Consider the following 18,868-nt stretch of genomic DNA (forward strand, 5'->3'; position numbering starts at 1 on the left):
CGTTTTCTCATCTCCGACGCGGCACTCACGCGGTGTCGAGCGTCGACCCCGCGGGGTGGACGAAACATCGTTCGGGGTCGTACCCGGCGTCCGACAGGCCAGTTCCGACGGCGAACACCGTCTCGCCGAGCATCGCCATCGCCGCGTCGCCCCCGGCGTCTCGCACGTCTGCGATGGCCGTCTCGACGCGGTCGGTGAGCAGGTCGGCGTCGCGTGCGAACTGCCGTGACTCGGAGAGGAATCGGTCCACCGTCGGTTCTTCCGCGAGTGCGTCGAGTGCCGTCTCGCCGGCGGCGGTGAGTGTGCTCGTGTCGCCACCGATGATGTCGGCCGTCGAGAGGCCACCGAAGGTGACGTACTCGATGCGTGGGCGTGCGGGAATCCCGTCGATGTATCCGTGTCGCGGTGCACCGGGGTCGATGCGGATGGGCATCCCACCACGGGCCTGCGCCACCACGTCGCCCAGTCCAGTCCCCGCTCGAACCTCTGCCTCGTGGGCCACCGTGACGAGTTCGTTCTCCGAACGGCCACACGAGAAGACGGCGTTGGACGCGAGTGCCGTCCCGAGTGCCATCGCTCCGGAGACACCGAATCCAGCGCCGAGCGGTAACTCGCTCTCCGCTTCGACAGCGGCGGTTACGCCGAGACTCTGCAGGACGCTCGCGACGGGTTCCATCTCCACTGCCTCGCCATCGAGCGTGACGGTGGACTCGGATGCCGGTTCGACTGTCACGGTGACGCCGTGAGAGAGCGTCACGCCTGCACCGCGCGACCCGGCGACTGCCGGGTCATCGTCGGGATGGGCGCTGAAAAACCCCGTAATGTGACCGGGGACGAAAGCCGTCGCGTCGTCGCTCATCGGTCTTTCTACGATGGGGGTCGGTTAACGGTGTTGCGTTTCGTCGCTCTCGGGTGACTGCTCGTTTCGACGGGTCTGCCGGGTTACGAGCGTTCGAAATCGACGTTCGTCTCAGACTCGCGTTCCCGACGCGAGGTAACCGTGTTGCGAGCGTCTGCAACTGTCTCCGTCTCCAACAGTCGCTCGACTTTCGCCTCGAACTCCTCTTCTGTGAGTTCGCCAGACGCGTACCGTCTGCGGAGCGTCTCCAACGCGTCTTCTGTCTCCGATGGAGGTGCGTCGTCGTCGCCGCGGCGTGACTCGTAGAGTTTCACGAGGGCGAGTGCGGCAGGGAGGACACCGGCGAATCCGACGGGAAACGCTATCCAGAACCACGGGTTTCCGAGTGCGAGCAGGCCAAACCCGACGAGGAAGATGAGGCCGATGACGACCCCTGCGACCAACTGTTCGAGTGGCGTGTCGTCGTCTTCGTCGACGATTCGGTCGGCGTCGCTCACGCTGACCTCCTTCGGTGACCACTCTCGTGCATAGTAGTGTAACTCGGTGGAGGGGTAACGACTGTTTCGCTGACAGTGCGTAGGTTCAAATACGAATACGCAGTAATACAATGTATACAAATGCCGTCTATCAGTGCCCGCATCCCCGACGACGAACGAGACGAACTGGAGGACGTTGCTGAACTGCTGGGCGAAGACCGAAGCACTGTGATTCGGAAAGCACTCGGAGAAGGACTTCGAGAACTGCGGATTCGTGTCGCTATCGAGCGATACCAATCTGGCGACGTTTCACTCAATCAAGCGGCACGTCTGGCGGGTGTGAGTTTGGGAGAGTGGTTCGAAATTGCACGAGATAGAAACCTCACCTCGCAGTTGTCGCCCGAGGAAGTAGAACGCGAAGCAGACGCGGCACTCGATTTGTAGATGGATATCTACGTGGATGCATCGACGCTGATAGCGTTGGGAACGGTTGGGGAGTTGGAGTTGTTGTTACATTTTGACGGTGATATCGTAGTCCCCACAGAGGTACTCGAAGAGGTGAATACTGAACCCGCGTGGACGAATGTGTCTTCTCTACTAGGTCGAGATGGTGCGTATCGTGCCGGTGACCGCGCTGTATTCACCCAGTACCGACCACAAGCCAAGCAGGCCCTCAACGAGGACGAAGTGAACGGCGATGTCGCACTTATCGGAACGGTTCTTTGGGCTCGGAACCACGACCAAGACATCGCCATCGTCTCCGACGACCGCCGCGTCCGAACCGTCGCCGAAGGCTTCGGAGCGACCGTGACTGGCACCGTCGGTGTCGTCGTTCGCGCCGTTCACGAGGGGATGGACCCCGAAGAAGCGAAAGACCTCATCCGCCGAATCGACTCCCGTGGGTTGCACATGACCGGTGAACTGCGAGAGACGGCCTATCGGCTCATCGACGAGGCTGCGAAAGAATAGTCGAGTCCGAGTTTCTCGCCTACGGCGACAGACGCTGCCGGTCGCGTGGGAACTCACTCGCAAATCAAAGATTTGCTCGCTGCTCCCGCTCGCCAGAAACGCCTTCGTCTACGGACTCAGGCGTTGTCTGTCTCGCGGGAACAGAACTGCTTCCCGAATGTTCTCCAGTCCGAGCATCGTCATGATGAGACGCTCGCCGCCGAGGCCGAAGCCTGCGTGCGGAGGCATGCCGTACTTGAACATCTTCGTGTAGTACTCGAACGCGTCGGGGTCGAGACCCTGCTGTTCGAAGCCTGCGACGAGGTGGTCGTAGCGGTGTTCACGCTGGCCACCCGAGACGAGTTCCATGTTCGGGTGCATCATGTCGAAGCCCGTCGAGAGCGTCTCGTCGTCGTCGTGGTCCTTGATGTAGAACGGCTTGATTTCGCTCGGCCAGTCGGTGATGAAGTAGTGCGTGCCGACGTCTTCGCCGAGTGCTTTCTCGCCTTCGGTCGGCAGGTCGTCGCCCCAGACGAGTTGCTCGTCGAGCTTGCCCGTCGCGTTGATGCGCTGGATGGCTTCCTCGTAGGTGAGACGCGGGAACTCGCCGGACGGCGCTTCGAACTCGTCCTGCAGGTCGAGTGCTTCGAGCTGGTCCTGACAGTTCTCCTCGACTGCGTCGTAGGCGGCCTTGACGACGGCCTCACACACGTCCATCGCTTCCGTGTGGTCGATGAACGCCGACTCGAAGTCGATGGAGGTTGCCTCGTTGAGGTGCCGCGGCGTGTTGTGTTCTTCGGCGCGGAAGATGGGGCCGACTTCGAAGACGCGTTCGAGACCCGAACCGACCATCAGCTGCTTGAACAGCTGCGGCGACTGGTTCATGAACGCCTCTTTGCCGAAGTAGGTGATGGGGAAGAGTTCGGTGCCGCCTTCGGTCCCCGTGGCGACTATTTTCGGCGTGTTGATTTCGGTGGCGCGGAGGTCACGGAACTTCTCGCGGACGGCGCGCTGGACTTCGGAGCGAATCTCGAAGATGGCCTTCACTTCGTCCTTGCGCAGGTCGAGCGTGCGGTTGTCGAGACGCGTCGAGAGTTCGGCGTCGACTTTGCCGGAGGGGTCGAGCGGAAGCTGTGCGTCGGCCTCGGCGACGACGTCGAGGCTCTCGGGTGTGATTTCGACGCCCGTCGGTGCACGGGGTTCCTCTGCGACGTCACCCGTGACGGAGATGACGCTCTCGCGGTGGACGCCGAGTCCCGTCTCGACGAGTTCGTCGTCCATCTCGTCTTTCTCGAATTTGACCTGAATCTTCCCGGTGGTGTCCCGGAGAATCAGGAACGCGATGCCGCCGAGGTCACGAATCTCGTGTACCCAGCCGGCGACGGTGACTGTGTCGCCCGGCTCGGCGTCGGCCGTGTACGTTCGGTTTCGCATACGACGTGTTTCCTGACCGTGCGCCATAAATACGGTCGTTTCGTCTCCGCGAGACATGCGGTAACATGGTACTTTGTCCGTCGGGTTCGTGCACTCGACTATGGCTCCCGGTTCACCCTCCGAACGCGACGCCGACGACGCCCGCGACGCACCGCACGCCAGCAAGACACAGGACCTCGACTGGACCGAGTCCCAACGCGGCAGTCGATTCGCCTTCCGGCGGAAGCAACTCGCTTCGGCCGCCGGTGGCCGAGAACTCGGCTGTTCGCTCTACGAAGTGCCGCCCGGGAAACGGCCGTGGCCGACGCACTACCACGAAGGCAACGAAGAAGCCCTCTACGTCCTCTCCGGGAGCGGAACGCTCCACACCCGCGACGGGGCGGCCGATATCGAACTCCTCGCCGACACCTACGTCACGTTGCCCGCGGGTGCCGACTACGTACGGCAGGTCGAAAACGACGGCGACGAACCACTCCGCTATCTCGCCATCTCGACGATGAACCACCCGGACGTGACGGTCTATCCAGACTCCGACAAAGTCGGCGTCTTCTGCGGGTCTGCGCCCGGTGGCGAGTCGAGCGACCGAACACTCCACGGCTACTTCCCGCGAGACGCGACAGTCGGCTATTGGGACGACGAACCGACGGACGAAGAGTAGTCTCGACTCGGTGCTGAGATTCATATACGAAACCGGGACCACCAACTCCCGACGCACAGGGCGCAGCGACCGAATCGACGGAGCAAGAAGAGAGAGTGAGAGCGTGTCCGTCTCGCCGTGGGGTTACTCCGCGCCGACGAGTTCCGCAGACGCGTCTTTCGCGCCTTCGACCGTCTCGCGGACCGCATCGACACCCTTGTCGTGCAGGAGGTTGCCGACGACGACGACGTCGGCGTTCTGGCCCATCTCGTAGGCCGTGTCGTAGTCGTGGATGCCGCCGCCGTAGAAGAGTGTCGCCTCGTCGAGCGCGTCGTGTGCCGCGCCGACCTTCTCTGGGTCGCCGTACATCCCGGAGTACTCGATGTAGATGATTTTCTGGCCGAACATCTTCTCTGCGACGCGAGCGAACGAGGCCACGTCCTCGGCGGACTGGTCGGTGTCTGCCTCGGTGTACTCGGCGACAGAGGAGTCGGGGTTCATGACGATGTACGCCTCGGTGTGGGTGCGGTCCCAGTCGAGGCCATCTTCGATGCGGACCCACTCTTTGTGTGCGCCGGTAATCCAGAAGGAGTCACTGGCGTTGAACACCGTCGGGATGAGGTAGCCATCGAGTCCCTCGTGGTCGATGACGACGCCGGGATTCGACGGTTCCTGATAGATGGGCACGTCGTACTTCGCGGTGGCCGCGATGACGCGTTCCATCTTCTCTTCTGTGATGTCGAGCGTTCCACCGATTTCGAGCGCGTCGGTGCCCGTCTCACACACGTCTTCGAACGTCTCTCCGTCCACCAGGTCTTTGTCTGGGTCGATTTTGGTGATGTGGTCCCAGTCTTCCCACGGATAACTCATTGGTCGCTCTATGCCGGAGGGGGCCTAAAAAGCGTGCGGATGAATCGGGCCGAAACGTGGCCGAGACGATACATTTTGTCGTGCCGGACGGTCGTTAGTCCGCCGCCGACTGCCACTTCCGAACGGTGTCCGCGCCGATGCCTTCGACTTTCGCGGCGATGTCGTCCGGTTCGGCCGCCTTCAACGTCTTCACGTCGTCGATACCGGCGTCTTTCAGTTTCTCGGCCGTCTTCGCGCCGATACCTTTGATGCTCTCTAACTCGGACCCGCCCTCGCCGTTCTGCTGTGCCTGATACTCGCGGAAGTTGCAGATGGGACAGCCGAGTTCCCACGGTTCGCTGTCGCCGTCGTAGGTGATGCGGAGTTCCGGTAAGTCGTGTTCGTCACACGAGTCGTCGGTGACTTCGATGTCGCCACGCCGCGGGAGGGGAAGCGAGTAGTCGCAGTCGGGATAGCGGGTACAGCCGACGAGACGCGACCCAGAGCGAAGGCGCTTGATTGCCAACTCTCCGTCGTGTTCCTCACCACACTCGGGACACGTTCCGATGACCATGTCCTCTTCTTCGTCGGCCTCTTCGGCCTTACAGAGGGGACACCCGTGGACGAACGTCTTGCGCCCGGCGAGCATCTTGATGTGGTGTAAGTCGTGTTCGTCGCACGTTTCCTCCATGATGAGTGGCTTGCCCGTCGACGGGAGCGGAAGCGTGTACGTACAGTCGGGGTAGGAGTCACACCCGATGAAGTACGACCCGCGGCGACTCTTTCTGACGACGAGGTCACCGCCGCAGTCGGGACACGGACCGACCGTCTTGTCGGCCTTCAGCGAGTCCTGCAGTTGCGTGCCGAGTTCCTCGCGGGACTCCATCAGCCCCTCGAACACGTCCTGGAGCATCTCTTTGGACTCGTCGGTGACGTCCTCCAGTGTGGCCTCGCCGCGGGCGATGGCCATCATGTCGGATTCGAGTTGCGAGGTCATCTCCTCGCTGACGATGAGGCTCGCGAAGTCCTCCGACGCTTCCACGACGGCGCGTGCGAGGCGGGTCGGACGCGGCGGGTCGCTCTCGATGTAGCCACGGTCGTAGAGTTTCTGAATCACGTCGTGACGGGTCGCTTTCGTTCCGATACCCATCTGCTCCATCGTCTCGATGAGTCGCGACTGCCCGTAGCGACGGGGCGGTTGAGTCTGCTTGGCGTCGAGGTGGGTGTCGGTCACCGCGAGCGACTCGCCCTCTTCGACGTCCGGGACGAACGACTCGGTGGAGTTGAAGTACGGGTAGACTTCGTGGTAGCCCGGTTCGAGGAGGCGCTTGCCGTTGGCCTTCATCGACAGACCGGCCGCCTCGGCGACGACGCGGAGGTGTTCCCACACGGCGTCTTCCGCGACGGTGGCGAAGAAGCGCCGAACGACGAGTTCGTAGACGTCCCACTCGTCCTCGGAGAGGTCCGACGCGGAGGGGAGTTCGCCAGTCGGGTGAATCGGCGGGTGGTCGGTCGTCTCGTTGTCGCCTTCGGTCGGTTCTATGTCCTCCTGTTCGAGGAGGGATTCGGCGTCCTCCTTGAACCGGCGGTCACCTTCGAACGCGCCGAGGAGTTCCCGCGGGTCCAGGTCGTCCGGATAGACCGTGTTGTCGGTCCGGGGGTAGGTGATGTAACCTGCGGTGTAGAGGTCTTCTGCGATGCTCATCGCCCGCTGGGCGGAGTAGCCGATAGACCCGGCGGCGCGGATGAACTGCGTGGTGTTGAACGGCGCGGGTGGCGTGTCGGTTCGTGTGCGGCGGTTGACCGACGTGACTTCCGCGGTATCGACACCGAGGAGCGTCTCGTAAGCCGACTCGGCGGCCGCTTCGTCCCAGATGCGCTCTGCTTCGGTGTCGTCGTCGTCGAGGTAGAAGTACTGGGCTTCGAAGGATTCGGCGGCCCCGTCGACGTCCTTCGTCAGGTTCGAGAACAGTTCCCAGTAGTCTTCGGGGTCGAACGCCTCGATTTCGCGCTCGCGGTCGACGATGAGCTTCAGCGTCGGCCCTTGCACCCGACCGACAGAGATGAAGTCGTTACCGAGTTGGCGAGCAGAAAGCGAGAGGAACCGCGTCAACGCGGCCCCCCACACGAGGTCGATAATCTGCCGTGCCTCGCCGGCGGCGGCGAGGTTGAAGTCGAGTTCGTCGGGGTTCTCGAACGCCTCTGTCACTTCGCGATCCGTGATGGACGAAAAGCGAACTCTGTCGACGGGGACGTCTTCGTTCACCTCGCGGACGAGTTCGTACGCCTCCTTGCCGATGAGTTCACCTTCGCGGTCGTAGTCTGTGGCGATGGTGACGTTGCCGGCACGGCGGGCGAGTCGTCGGAGGGCAGCGACGATGTTCTCTTGAGTGGGGTGTTTCTCGACGGGAGCGCTGATGAGTTCGACCGGTTCGACGTCACGCCAGTCGTTGTACTCCGGAGGGAAGTCAACACCGACGACGTGACCCGACAGGCCGATACAGCGCTTGCCGCCCCACTTGTAGACGTTCACGCCGTTCATTCGCTCTGCGGAGGCCGTCTCGCCGCTCAAGATGTCGGCGATACGCCTCGCGGCGTTGTCCTTTTCTGTAATGATGAGGTCGGGGCCACGACTCATTGGCCGGCGATATGTCGGGGGGAGTCCTAAACCTTTCGTGCCCGAATTCAGGGTGTAGAAGCCTCAACGCGTGCATATGTGGGTGTGCGCGACCGAGAGCGCGCACGCCCCGCGCGTGAGAGGTGTAGTAGTCCGCGTCGAACACCCTGTCTGAATCTGTGTCGAACACACTGCCAAACTGGACGGGTGTGAACACACTGCACGGACGAAATTCGAGACCCACATTCTTAACGCAATTCACGCTAACCTCCAGAACGTGTCGAGCGATTCGCGCATCGATATGACAGAGGGGGCGATTGCCCCGAAGCTCCTCACGCTCTCCTGGCCACTCGTCGCCGGGAACCTCCTCCAGACACTCTACAACCTCGCAGACGTGTTCTGGGTCGGCCGTGTCGGAGCGGACGCTGTCGCCGCGGTTTCGCTCATGTTCCCGATGAGTTGGATGTTCGTCTCGACGGCGATGGGTATCACCGCGGCGACCATCGCACTCGTCTCTCAGCACGTCGGCGCGGGCGAGGACAGGCAGGCCGACCACGTCGTCGGACAGACCATTCTCCTCACCGTCGCCGTCTCCGTCGCGCTCGCGACGTTCGGATTCGTCTTCAGACACCAGTTGTTGACGCTCATCGGCGCACGTGGTGCCGTGTTCACAGAGGCGCTCGCGTACATCGAAGTCATCTTCCTGTCGCTCCCGCTCACGTTCCTCTTCTTCGCGTTCCGCGCTGCGTTGCAGGGAGCGGGCGACACCAAGACGGCGATGTGGCTGATGGTCGTCTCGGCGGGGCTGAACGTCGTCCTCGACCCGATTCTCATCCTCGGAACCGGGCCAATTTCCGTCGTTGGACTCGACCTCACGGTGCCCGGAATGGGGACGCGCGGCGCTGCCATCGCGACGTTCGTCGCACGCCTGTTCGCGACGGTAGCCGGCGTCTACATTCTGCTCCGCGGAGACTGGGGGGTCAAACTCCATCTCGCCGACTTACGACCCGACCCGGCGCGCCTGAAGAAACTCGTCGATATCGGGTCGCCGGCGACGCTCGACGGGTGGGCACGGAGTTTCTCTGCCGTCGTCATGGCCGGGTTCGTCGCTCGGTTCGGCCCAGTCGCGACTGCCGCCTACGGTATCGGCGTTCGTCTGATGTCCGTCTCGTGGTCGGTTTCGGGGGCGGTCGGACAGGCGACGGCGACGGGCGTCGGACAGAACTTGGGTGCCAGAACACCCGACCGGGCGGCATCTGTCACGTGGACGGCGATGGCGGCGACGATGGGGATGCTCTTTACTGCCGCCGCTGTCGTCGTCGCGTTCCCAGCCGAGTCCATGCGTCTGTTCATCGACGACCAGGCCGTCATCGACGAGGGCATCACCTTCCTCCGCATCGTCGCTCCGTCGTGGGCCTTCTTCGGTGCCGTCATGGTGATTCAGGGTGCGTTCCGTGGGGCCGGTATCACGAAAGCCGCGATGGCGCTGTCGTTCCTCTCGCGATGGATATTCCGCGTCCCCGTCGCCATCGTCGTCGCCTTCACGTGGACGGTAACCGTCCCTGGCCTCGGCCCCGTCTCCAGTCTCGGGTGGGGCGTCGAAGGCCTCTGGTGGGCCTATGTCGTCGGTGCAGTCGTGTCGTTCGTCGTCGCAGTCGCGTGGTTCCGCGCCGGCACGTGGCGTGAAGGCGTGTTGGACCACGACGCGGTTCCAGCGGCGGACGACGACTGAGTGGCCCGGACATCGACCTGACAGCCGAAACGACTTTTCTACAGGAGTGTGGCGAGTGAGTATGCGACTGCCCTCCCCGCAGACCCGCCGCCTCCTCGTCGCCCTCCTCCTCGTGACGAACCCGTTCTGGGGGCCAGCACTCGAACTGACTGGCACCGACTACACGTACGAATCGGCCGAGATAACCGTCGAAGAGAACCGTCTGGTGGTCTCTGACGAGGGTGCACGGTACGATATGTACCACGGCATCGACGGATTCGACTGTTGGTGGGGGACGGCAGACACGCGGTACTGCACGCTGGAAGCGCTGACGTTGAATCGGACTGTCGAAGTCGACCACCCCACCATCGTCTCGAGCACGTCGGGCTATCTCGCCACCGAGGAGGAGTACCTCGCGTACAGTGATGGCCGGGTCTACGCGTACAACTCGACGTGGGACGACGGCCAGTTCGTCCTCTCGACAGAACGCGTCTCCGCGGCGAGTGCCCTCGACGACGTTGCACAGTCGCTGTCGACCTATCCGGACTCGGCCGCCGAACAGGCGATTCGACAGGAGCGAGTACGGACGGACGAACCACTCTGGGCGGACGAGGGCGAAGGACGCGTGTTCGAAGTTGACGGCGAGTACTACGTCGTCTACCAGTCCGGTTCGAGCGGGATGGCGTCGAACCCGACGGCCGAAGCTATCCTGTCGTTCTTCGCCGTCGTCTACGGGGTGGCGATACTCCTCACTCACGACTGACCGGGGGGTGTCACCAGTCGCGTGCTCGGCGATTTTGGCAAGCTAGTATCATGTACCTCGAGCAACAATAGAGACCTATGTCGCACACACCAGAACTGCCAGAGCGATACGTCTGTGACGGATGCCACTCGGTGTACGCCGGGACGGTGAGACGCGAATCGGGTGCGTACCACTACAGTGCGCCCGACGAATGCGCCGCCTGCGGGTCGACGGAGTTCGTCACGTTCGAACAGTACGTCCGCCACAAGACGGACTAGACGGCATCGGACGAGTCGGAGAAGCGAACGACCACCGAGGCGGCGCGCGCCGCCCCGAACAGTCGGATTATTCGTCGAGTTTCTCGCGGAGCAGTTGGTTCACCGTGCCCGGGTCGGCGCTCCCCTTGGACTTCTGCATGACCTGTCCGACGAGGAAGTTGAGTGCGCCACCTTCGCCGTCGTGGTAGTCGGCGACTGCGTCGGGGTTCTCGTCGATGGCGTCCTGCACGAACCCGCCGATTTCGTCGTCGTCGGCCTTGCCGAGTCCCTCTTCGTCGACGATGGTGTCGGGGTCGGTGCCCTCGTCGAGCATCTTCCGGAGGACGATTTCTTCGGCGTTCTTCGTCGTCACCTCGTCGTCAGCGACGAGTTCGACGAGGCGGGTGAACTCGTCGAGGCGGTCCGACACGTCGGTGATGAGCATGTCGCGGTAGTTGAGTTCGCCCAGCAGGTTGTCTGCGACCCACGTCGCGGCCAGGTCGGCGTCGAACTCGGCGGCGACGTCTTCGAAGAAGTCGGCGACTTCCTTGGTCGAGGTGAGTTTCGAGGCGGACTCCTCGTCGAGGCCGTACTCCTCTTGGAATCGCTCGCGGCGGGCGTCCGGGAGTTCCGGAATCGGAATCTCCGCTTTCCAGTGGGCGACCTGAAGCGGCGGGAGGTCAGCCTCCTGGAAGTACCGGTAGTCTTTTTCCTCTTCTTTCGAGCGCATCGAGACGGTGATGCCGCGGGATTCGTCCCAGTGGCGCGTCTCCTGTTCGACGGCACGGCCGCGCTTGATGGCGTTCTTCTGCCGGGTGACTTCGTAGGCGAGGGCCTTCTCTGCACCCTTGTGACTGGAGATGTTCTTCACCTCGGTGCGGTTGGCCGCGGCGAGTGCTTCCTCGGAGATAGACCCGTCTTCGTCGACTTCGTCGGCGGGGACGAGCGAGATGTTGGCGTCGATGCGGAGAGAGCCATCACGGGTGGCGTCGAAGACGCCGAGATATTCGAGCACCTCTTCGAGTTTGGCGAGGAACGCGCGCGTCTCCTGCGGACTCCGGAAGTCGGGTTCCGTGACGATTTCCATCAGCGGCGTGCCGGCGCGGTTGTAGTTGACGAGCGTGTAGTCCGCGGTGTCGATGCTGCCGCCTTTGTGCTGGAGACTCCCCGGGTCCTCTTCGAGGTGGGCACGCGTGATGCCGATTTTCCGGCGAGTACCTTCGACGGACACTTCCAGCGTGCCGTCGGCGCAGATGGGCGCGTCGTACTGGGTAATCTGGAAGTTCTTCGGCAGGTCGGGGTAGTAGTAGTTCTTCCGGTGGAACCGAGTGTCTTCGGCAACCGTGGCGTTGAGCGCCTTGCCGATTTTGACCGCCGACTCGACGGCTTTCTCGTTGAGTACAGGGAGTGCACCGGGGAGGCCGAGACAGACCGGGCACACGCGAGTGTTCGGCTCCTCGTCTTCAGCAGGCTCGGTCGAACAGCCACAGAAAATCTTCGTGGACGTCTCGAGCTGAACGTGGACTTCCAACCCGATGACGACCGCGAGTTCGCGCTGTTCGAGCGCTTGCGCAGTCATTGGGCGCGCTTCGACGGCGGTAGGCTAAAGACTAACGGGACGGGCGCGAGGGGTCGGCTATCGACGTCACGTCGTCCGACTCTCAGTCGACTCGCCCCGGGTGCCGGGTCCACTTATCACGTCACACTTCCTCTCGACACGTATTCCAGATGACCGAGGAACTCAAAGTACGCGTCTGCGACGCCATCGACGCCCGTGCAGACGATATCGTCGCCTTCGCGAAAGACGTGCAGTCCGAACCCGAACTCGGGTACAAAGAGGTCGAGACGACGAAGAAAGTCGTCTCGATGTTCGAAGACCTTGACCTCGACGTCGAGACCGAACTCGCGATTACTGGGGCCCGCGCTCGGGCAGGGACTGGTGAGTTCGTTGCGGCCGTCCTCGGCGAACTCGACGCGCTCGTCAATCCCGACCACCCGCTCGCAGACCCCGAAACAGGTGCGGTCCACGCATGCGGGCACAACGCCCAACTCGCCCACCTCGTCGGGTCCGCCATCGGTCTCGTCGGGAGCGGCGTCGTCGACGACCTCGACGGTACAGTCGAGTTCGTGGCCGTCCCCGCCGAAGAGTACCTCGACCTCGACTATCGACGGCAACTCCTCGACGCGGGCGACATCGAGTTCTTCGGTGGCAAGCAGGAACTCATCCGCCGCGGCTACGTCGACGACTGGGACGTCGCGGCGATGATGCACGCCGGCAGCAACACGCCGGACCGAACCATCACGAGTAGTTTCTCGACGAACGGGTTCGTCGGGAAGTTCGTCACCTACAGCGGGAAAGAAGCCCACGCAGGCGCGGCCCCAGAAGAGGGTATCAACGCCCTCAACGCCGCGATGCTCGGGATGAACGCGGTCCACGCCCAGCGTGAGACCTTCCGCGACGAGGACCACGTTCGCGTCCACCCGATTATCACGCGCGGCGGCGACGGCGTGAACGTCGTTCCGGCCGAAGTGACCATGGAATCGTACGTCCGCGCGGCGTCCATCGAGGCCGTCTCGGAGGTGAACCAGTCGGTCAACCGGGCACTCGCATCCGGTGCGATGGGCGTCGGTGGCGACGTCGAAATCGAAGACTACCCCGGCTACATGCCGTTGCAGACGAACGAGACGCTCGCAGCGTTGTACGACGAGAACGCCCGAAACATCGTCGGACCGGACGCCATCACCGAAGGCGACCAGCACCTCTCGGGGTCGACCGACATGGGCGACATCACGCAACTCGTCCCCGGAATTCACCCGTGGACTGGCGGGTTCGAGGGCGCAGTCCACGCCCGCGACTTCCGCGTCGTCGATGAGGAGATGGCGTACGTCATCCCAGCCAAACTCACGGCTTGCATGCTCGTCGACGCCCTCACCGATTCGGAGGCGATGGCCGACCTCCGAGACGCGAAATCGCGAAAACGGTCGCGTGAATCGTACCTCGAAGAGGTTCGGAACTTCCGATCGACGACGAGCGAATCGTACCGCGACTGACCACGTAAAATCGAGCGACGACCTCCGCGTGAAGTCGGGCCACGACTGACATTTGCCCCCTGTGGCGGCCGAATCAGGGGGACCAGTCACACACGTATCACATTTCCGGTGATTGTCTGACGCACATTTATGTCTCACGCGCGGGGCTATGTTACCCATGAGTAATCGGGTGGAGGAACTTGAATCGAAGGTTGCAGAGCTGCAGGCCGCGGTGAACGGACTCACCGAGGAACTTGTCGAAACCAAGGAACGGCTCCGACAAATGGAAGACGCGAACGACGTGGAGGTGCCCACGCGCGCCGCAAGCCGCCGCGGCGACTGGCAACAGGCAGACGAATCCGTCTCCGAAGACGTCGCCGAGGAGCACTCGGCCGACGGCGATGAGATTAAAACGGACGAAGCCGACGATGCTGACGAAGAAGAAAGTCAGGCTCCCGACGACGACATCATCGTCGCGTAATCGGAGGCGCTGACAGACGTAGACGCGCCCTGTGTCCATGCGGCGCGTCCCCTTGCGGGCGTCGCCCGCGTGAACACCAACACATGCACATCAAAGAGCTCGTTCTTGACGGTTTCAAGAGCTTCGGGCGGCCGACCCGTATCCCGTTCTACGAGGATTTCACGGTCGTTACGGGCCCGAACGGTTCCGGGAAGTCGAACATCATCGACGGCGTCCTGTTCGCCCTCGGCCTCGCCCGCACCCGCGGGATTCGCGCCGAGAAGCTGACGGACCTCATCTACAACCCCGGCCACGCCGACGGGAGCGACGAGGGCGTCGCACAACCCAAAGAGGCGAGCGTCACCGTCGTCCTCGACAACTCCGAGGGGGCGCTCGACCGGTCACAGGTCGTCAACGCCGCCGGCACCGACAAAGTCGGCGACGTGGACGAGATTACCATCAAGCGCCGCGTCAAGGAGACGCCGGACAACTACTACTCGTACTACTACCTCAACGAACGGTCGGTCAACCTCTCGGACATTCAGGACCTGCTGGCGCAGGCCGGCATCACACCCGAAGGCTACAACGTCGTCATGCAGGGCGACGTGACCGAGATTATCAACATGACGCCCTATCAGCGTCGGGGCATCATCGACGAGATCGCGGGCGTCGCGGAGTTCGACGCGAAGAAAGACGCCGCTTTCGAGGAGTTGGAGGCGGTCCAAGAACACGTCGACGAGGCCGGCCTGCGCATCGAAGAGAAGGAAGGCCGCCTCGACCAGCTCGCGGACGAACGCGAGACGGCGTTGGAGTACAAAGGCCTCCGTGACGAGAAAGAAGAGTACGAGGGCTACCTGAAAGCGGCGGAACTCGAAGACAAGCGCGACGACCTGTCGCGAACGGAGTCGCGCATCGAATCGACCGAATCCGACCTCGAAGGCCTCCAGGCAGAACTCGACGAGCGTCAGGGGAAGGTCACCCGCCTCGAAGAGAACCTCGAAGACCTGACCCACGAAATCGAGCGCAAGGGTGAGGACGAACAACTCCGCATCAAGTCGGAGATGGAGGAGATAAAAGGCGACATCGCACGCCTCGAAAACGCCATCGAAGCGGCCGAAGAGAAACGCGACGACGCCGAGGCCGAACGCCGAAAGGCGTTCGTCGACATCGACCGCAAGCAGGAGAAGATAGACGACCTGTCGGGCGACATCCGCGAAATCAAAGTCGAGAAGGCGTCGGTCAAAAGCGACATCCAGTCGAAACAGGTCGAACTCTCCGAAGTACAGGCCGAAATCGACTCCGTCGACACCGAGTTCGACGAACTGAAGTCCGAACTCGAAGCGAACAAAGAGACGCTCGGCGAGTACAAAGACGAGAAGAACGACCGACAGCGTGCGAAAGACCGCCTCCTCGACGACGCTCGGCGGCGCTCGAACGAGATTTCCGAGACGCAAGCGGACATCGAGGCGGCACACGAACGCATCCCCGAACTGCGGGCGACGCTGTCTGACCTGCACAGCGAACTCGACACTGCAGAGAAGAACAAAGCAAAGATAGACGGCATCATCGAGGACTTACAGGCCGAAAAGTCCGAGTTGAAAGACGAACTCTCGGAGGTCAACGACGAACTCCAGAGCAAGCAAAGCGAGTACGCCCGTCTCGAAGCACGTGCCGGGTCGGACGGCGACAACTCGTGGCCACGAGCGGTCACGACGATTCTCAACGCTGGCATGTCGGGCGTTCACGGCGCAGTCGGCCAACTCGGGTCGGTCGACGGCGAGTACGCCAAAGCCTGTGAGACGGCCGCTGGTGGCCGCCTCGCCAACGTCGTCGTGGACGACGACGGCGTGGGGTCGTCCTGTATCGACCACCTGAAGTCCCGTAACGCGGGGCGGGCGACGTTCCTCCCCATCACGAAGATGGACGACCGGAGTCTGCCGCGCAAGCCCTCTCACCCCGGCGTCGTCGACTTCGCGCGCAACCTCGTCGACTACGACAGCCAATACGAATCTATCTTCTCGTACGTCCTCGGGTCGACGCTCGTCGTCGAGGACATGCAGACCGCTCGCGACCTGATGGGCGACTATCGGATGGTCACTCTCGACGGTGACCTGGTCGAACGCTCCGGCGCGATGACCGGCGGGTCCGGTGGTGGCTCTCGATACTCCTTCTCGAAGTCCGGCGAGGGGCGTCTCGAACGCATCGCCAAGGAGATTACCAAACTCGAAGACCAGCGTCGCTCGCTCAACGGCGAGATTCGCGACATCGACGACGACTTGGAAGACGCCCGCGGACGGGCCTCCGACGCGGCGGACAGAGTTCGGGCGATAGAAGGCGAAATCGAAGATGCCGAGGAGGATATCGAGGACGCGGAAGCCGATATCGACCGTCTGAACGACAGACTGGACGAACTCCAGTCAGAGCGTGAGTCGGTCGACGAGCAGATGTCCGAACTCGACGACGAGATTGCCGAGTTCGACGAGAAGATTGCGGCGGTCGAATCCGACATCGCGGACATCGAACAGGAACTCGCGGACTCGGAGATACCCGAACTCACCGCGAAGGCCGACGAGATTCGTGCCGATATCGACGAACTCGAAGACCGGATGGGGACGCTCGACGGGCGTCTCAACGAGGTTCAACTCGAAAAGCAGTACGCCGAGGACGCGGTAGACGACCTTCACGACACGGTCGAGGCCGCACAGAACCGCAAGGCAGAGGCGAAGGAAGCCATCGCGGACGCCGAGTCGAAGATAGAAGAGCGCGAGGATGACCTCGACGCGAAACGTGAGGCGGTGGCGGAACTCGAAGAGGAACTGGTCGACCTGAAAGAAGACCGGCGCGAACTCCAGGAGGAACTCCGCGAGGCACGAAGCGCCCGTGACGAGAAGAAAGACCGGGTGAACGCGGTCGAATCCAAGGTGGAGAGTCTGCAGTCTGCCGCCGAGCGTCTCGAGTGGGAAATCGACGAACTCCAGTCGCAGGTCGGCGAGTACGACCCCGACGAGATTCCCGACCACGACACCGTCGAATCCGAAATCGAGCGCCTCACCGAGGAGATGGAGGCACTCGAACCCGTCAACATGCTCGCCATCGACGAGTACGACGAGGTGAAGGCGGCCCTCGAAGACCTCCAGGAACGACGCGACGTGCTGGTCGAAGAACGCGACGCCATCCAAGAACGCATCGAGCAGTACGAGTCACAGAAGAAACAGACGTTCATGGAGTCGTTCGACGCCATCGCGGAGAACTTCACCGACATCTTCGAGCGACTCTCCAACGGGACGGGCCACCTCCATCTGGAGAACCCCGAAGACCCATTCGAGGAGGGCCTGACGATGAAGGCCCAACCCGGCGACAAGCCGATTCAGCGACTCGACGCGATGTCCGGCGGCGAGAAGTCGCTGACGGCACTCGCCTTCATCTTCGCCATCCAGCGACACAACCCCGCACCGTTCTACGCGCTGGACGAAGTCGACGCCTTCCTCGACGCCGCGAACGCCGAACGCGTCGGCCAGATGGTCGACGACTTGGCGGGAGACGCGCAGTTCGTCGTCGTCTCACACCGCTCTGCACTGCTCGAACGCGCCGAGCGAGCAATCGGTGTGACGATGCAAGGCGACAACGTCAGCGCCGTCACTGGTATCCAGTTCGGTGGCGACGACGCGAGCGCGGCGGTCGGAGACGAGCGTGGCGACGGCGACGATAGCGACGACGGAGGCCACAGCGGCGACGACGACAGCGACGACGATAACGACGGTGACGACGGCGGTGGCGGCGACGAAGAGAAACCGGAGGTCCCAGCGGATGACTGACGATATCCCGGCGTTGAACCTCTCGCGTGACCGCGAGGAGTCACAGGACAGCGAGACGTTCTCGTTTTCGGGTGACTCGAACCTCGACGCCGACGAGCAACCCGACACCGTCGACGACGTACTCCCGGGCGACGTCTCGGAGTCCGACGACGACGAAGTCGAACCGGTCGAACTGCTCGTGCAACTCGCCAAAGAGGGCGAAATCGACCCGTGGGACATCGACATCGTCGACGTGACGGACGCGTTCCTCGAACGACTCGACGCGATGGACCTGCGGACCACTGGCCGGGCACTATTCTACGCGAGCGTCCTCCTGCGGATGAAGTCCGACGAACTGCTCGCGCCAGACGAACCGGAGGAGGCGGAACTCGAACCGTGGGAACTCGCTATGCAGGGCGGTGGCGACGAGGGGCACCCCGGCGACGACGGCGTCGGGTTCGACCCAATCGACGCACTCGAAGACGAGATGGACCGCCGTCTCGAACGCAAACACGCTCGCGGGTCGCCCGAGACACTGGACGAACTCGTCCACGAACTCCGGGAGGCCGAGCGTGGGTCGTGGTGGAAGCGCCGCCGCGAGTACGACACCTCCCAGTCACCGCGTGGGTACTCTCGGGGGACACAGACGCTCGACTACCATACGCCCGGCGAGATGCGCGGTGCCGGCGAACCGACGGAAGACGACGTCACGGGAACCGCACACAACGAACACATCGAAGACGTCGTCGAGGAAGTCGGTGAGGTACTCACAGAACACTACGAGAAGGGCCGCGACGAGGTGCTCTTCGCCGAGATTCGGCACGTCGCCGACACCGTGATGACGACGTATCTCGCCCTCCTGTTCCTCTCACACCGGAGTGTCGTCCGCCTCAAGCAGGACGAACTCTTCGGTGACCTCTGGATTCGTAATCCCGACGTGTTCGACGACGTCGGCGACGAAGAAGGGGCACCCGAGCAGGAAGTCGAAGCGGTTGCCGACGACTGACGACGGTACGCTGTGGCGTCTCTCCACTTGCTGGTCGACCAGCGAGCA

General features: G+C 62.8%; 16 protein-coding genes. 10 read left to right on the forward strand and 6 right to left on the reverse strand.

The features are described from left to right. Positions 1-25: 25 nt before the first annotated feature. A complete protein-coding gene (locus ACK3R5_RS02880) occupies positions 26-859 on the reverse strand; it encodes a pantoate kinase (protein WP_411968017.1) in 834 nt (277 codons plus the stop codon). A gap of 83 nt (positions 860-942) precedes the next feature. Then, positions 943-1,356 (reverse strand): SHOCT domain-containing protein, encoded by a 414-nt coding sequence (locus tag ACK3R5_RS02885; RefSeq protein ID WP_411968018.1) that lies wholly within the window; start codon positions 1,354-1,356, stop codon positions 943-945. A 120-nt stretch (positions 1,357-1,476) separates the two neighbouring features. Between ACK3R5_RS02885 and ACK3R5_RS02890 the strand changes: the two genes are divergently transcribed. Next, the gene (locus tag ACK3R5_RS02890; RefSeq protein WP_151134327.1) at positions 1,477-1,779 is read left to right on the forward strand and encodes a UPF0175 family protein; all 303 of its coding nucleotides are present in this window, start codon (positions 1,477-1,479) and stop codon (positions 1,777-1,779) included. Between the two features lie 141 nt (positions 1,780-1,920). Beyond that, on the forward strand, positions 1,921-2,304 hold the full coding sequence (locus ACK3R5_RS02895) for a hypothetical protein (RefSeq protein WP_411968019.1): 384 nt from the start codon (positions 1,921-1,923) through the stop codon (positions 2,302-2,304). A 108-nt stretch (positions 2,305-2,412) separates the two neighbouring features. Here the strand turns inward: ACK3R5_RS02895 and aspS are convergent, their stop codons facing one another. Next, complete coding sequence (gene aspS / locus ACK3R5_RS02900; protein ID WP_411965546.1) at positions 2,413-3,717, reverse strand: aspartate--tRNA(Asn) ligase; 1,305 nt, start codon at positions 3,715-3,717, stop codon at positions 2,413-2,415. Positions 3,718-3,817: 100 nt separating this feature from the next. On the opposite strand from aspS, the gene ACK3R5_RS02905 reads away from it, so the two are divergent. Further along, positions 3,818-4,375, forward strand: a complete 558-nt coding sequence (locus ACK3R5_RS02905; protein ID WP_411968020.1) for a cupin domain-containing protein — start codon at positions 3,818-3,820, stop codon at positions 4,373-4,375. Between the two features lie 123 nt (positions 4,376-4,498). Here ACK3R5_RS02905 and ACK3R5_RS02910 read toward each other — a convergent pair whose 3' ends face one another. Both ACK3R5_RS02910 and ACK3R5_RS02915 read right to left on the reverse strand, forming a co-directional pair. Further along, a complete protein-coding gene (locus ACK3R5_RS02910; RefSeq protein WP_411968021.1) occupies positions 4,499-5,224 on the reverse strand; it encodes a phosphoglycerol geranylgeranyltransferase in 726 nt (241 codons plus the stop codon). A 94-nt stretch (positions 5,225-5,318) separates the two neighbouring features. After that, the gene (locus tag ACK3R5_RS02915; protein WP_411968022.1) at positions 5,319-7,841 is read right to left on the reverse strand and encodes a DNA topoisomerase I; all 2,523 of its coding nucleotides are present in this window, start codon (positions 7,839-7,841) and stop codon (positions 5,319-5,321) included. 256 nt (positions 7,842-8,097) lie between these two features. Between ACK3R5_RS02915 and ACK3R5_RS02920 the strand changes: the two genes are divergently transcribed. From ACK3R5_RS02920 to ACK3R5_RS02930, 3 genes are all read left to right on the forward strand, one after another. Further along, the gene (locus tag ACK3R5_RS02920; protein WP_411968023.1) at positions 8,098-9,552 is read left to right on the forward strand and encodes an MATE family efflux transporter; all 1,455 of its coding nucleotides are present in this window, start codon (positions 8,098-8,100) and stop codon (positions 9,550-9,552) included. A gap of 61 nt (positions 9,553-9,613) precedes the next feature. Further along, a complete protein-coding gene (locus tag ACK3R5_RS02925) occupies positions 9,614-10,294 on the forward strand; it encodes a hypothetical protein (RefSeq protein WP_411968024.1) in 681 nt (226 codons plus the stop codon). Between the two features lie 77 nt (positions 10,295-10,371). Continuing rightward, positions 10,372-10,551 carry a hypothetical protein gene (locus ACK3R5_RS02930; protein WP_411965553.1) on the forward strand — a complete coding sequence of 60 codons (180 nt, stop codon included), beginning with the start codon at positions 10,372-10,374 and terminating at the stop codon, positions 10,549-10,551. A 67-nt stretch (positions 10,552-10,618) separates the two neighbouring features. Here the strand turns inward: ACK3R5_RS02930 and gatB are convergent, their stop codons facing one another. Then, positions 10,619-12,109 (reverse strand): Asp-tRNA(Asn)/Glu-tRNA(Gln) amidotransferase subunit GatB, encoded by a 1,491-nt coding sequence (gene gatB, locus ACK3R5_RS02935; RefSeq protein ID WP_411965554.1) that lies wholly within the window; start codon positions 12,107-12,109, stop codon positions 10,619-10,621. Positions 12,110-12,258: 149 nt separating this feature from the next. On the opposite strand from gatB, the gene ACK3R5_RS02940 reads away from it, so the two are divergent. From ACK3R5_RS02940 to ACK3R5_RS02955, 4 genes are all read left to right on the forward strand, one after another. After that, on the forward strand, positions 12,259-13,581 hold the full coding sequence (locus ACK3R5_RS02940; RefSeq protein WP_411968025.1) for an amidohydrolase: 1,323 nt from the start codon (positions 12,259-12,261) through the stop codon (positions 13,579-13,581). 157 nt (positions 13,582-13,738) lie between these two features. After that, the gene (locus tag ACK3R5_RS02945; protein ID WP_411965556.1) at positions 13,739-14,041 is read left to right on the forward strand and encodes a chromosome segregation protein SMC; all 303 of its coding nucleotides are present in this window, start codon (positions 13,739-13,741) and stop codon (positions 14,039-14,041) included. Between the two features lie 83 nt (positions 14,042-14,124). Further along, positions 14,125-17,835 (forward strand): chromosome segregation protein SMC, encoded by a 3,711-nt coding sequence (gene smc / locus ACK3R5_RS02950; RefSeq protein WP_411968026.1) that lies wholly within the window; start codon positions 14,125-14,127, stop codon positions 17,833-17,835. After that, on the forward strand, positions 17,828-18,820 hold the full coding sequence (locus ACK3R5_RS02955; protein WP_411968027.1) for a segregation/condensation protein A: 993 nt from the start codon (positions 17,828-17,830) through the stop codon (positions 18,818-18,820). Before smc ends, ACK3R5_RS02955 begins: the two co-directional genes overlap by 8 nt. Positions 18,821-18,868: the final 48 nt, after the last annotated feature.

It is taken from the genome of Haloferax sp. YSSS75 (assembly GCF_046764215.1).
Lineage (GTDB): Archaea > Halobacteriota > Halobacteria > Halobacteriales > Haloferacaceae > Haloferax.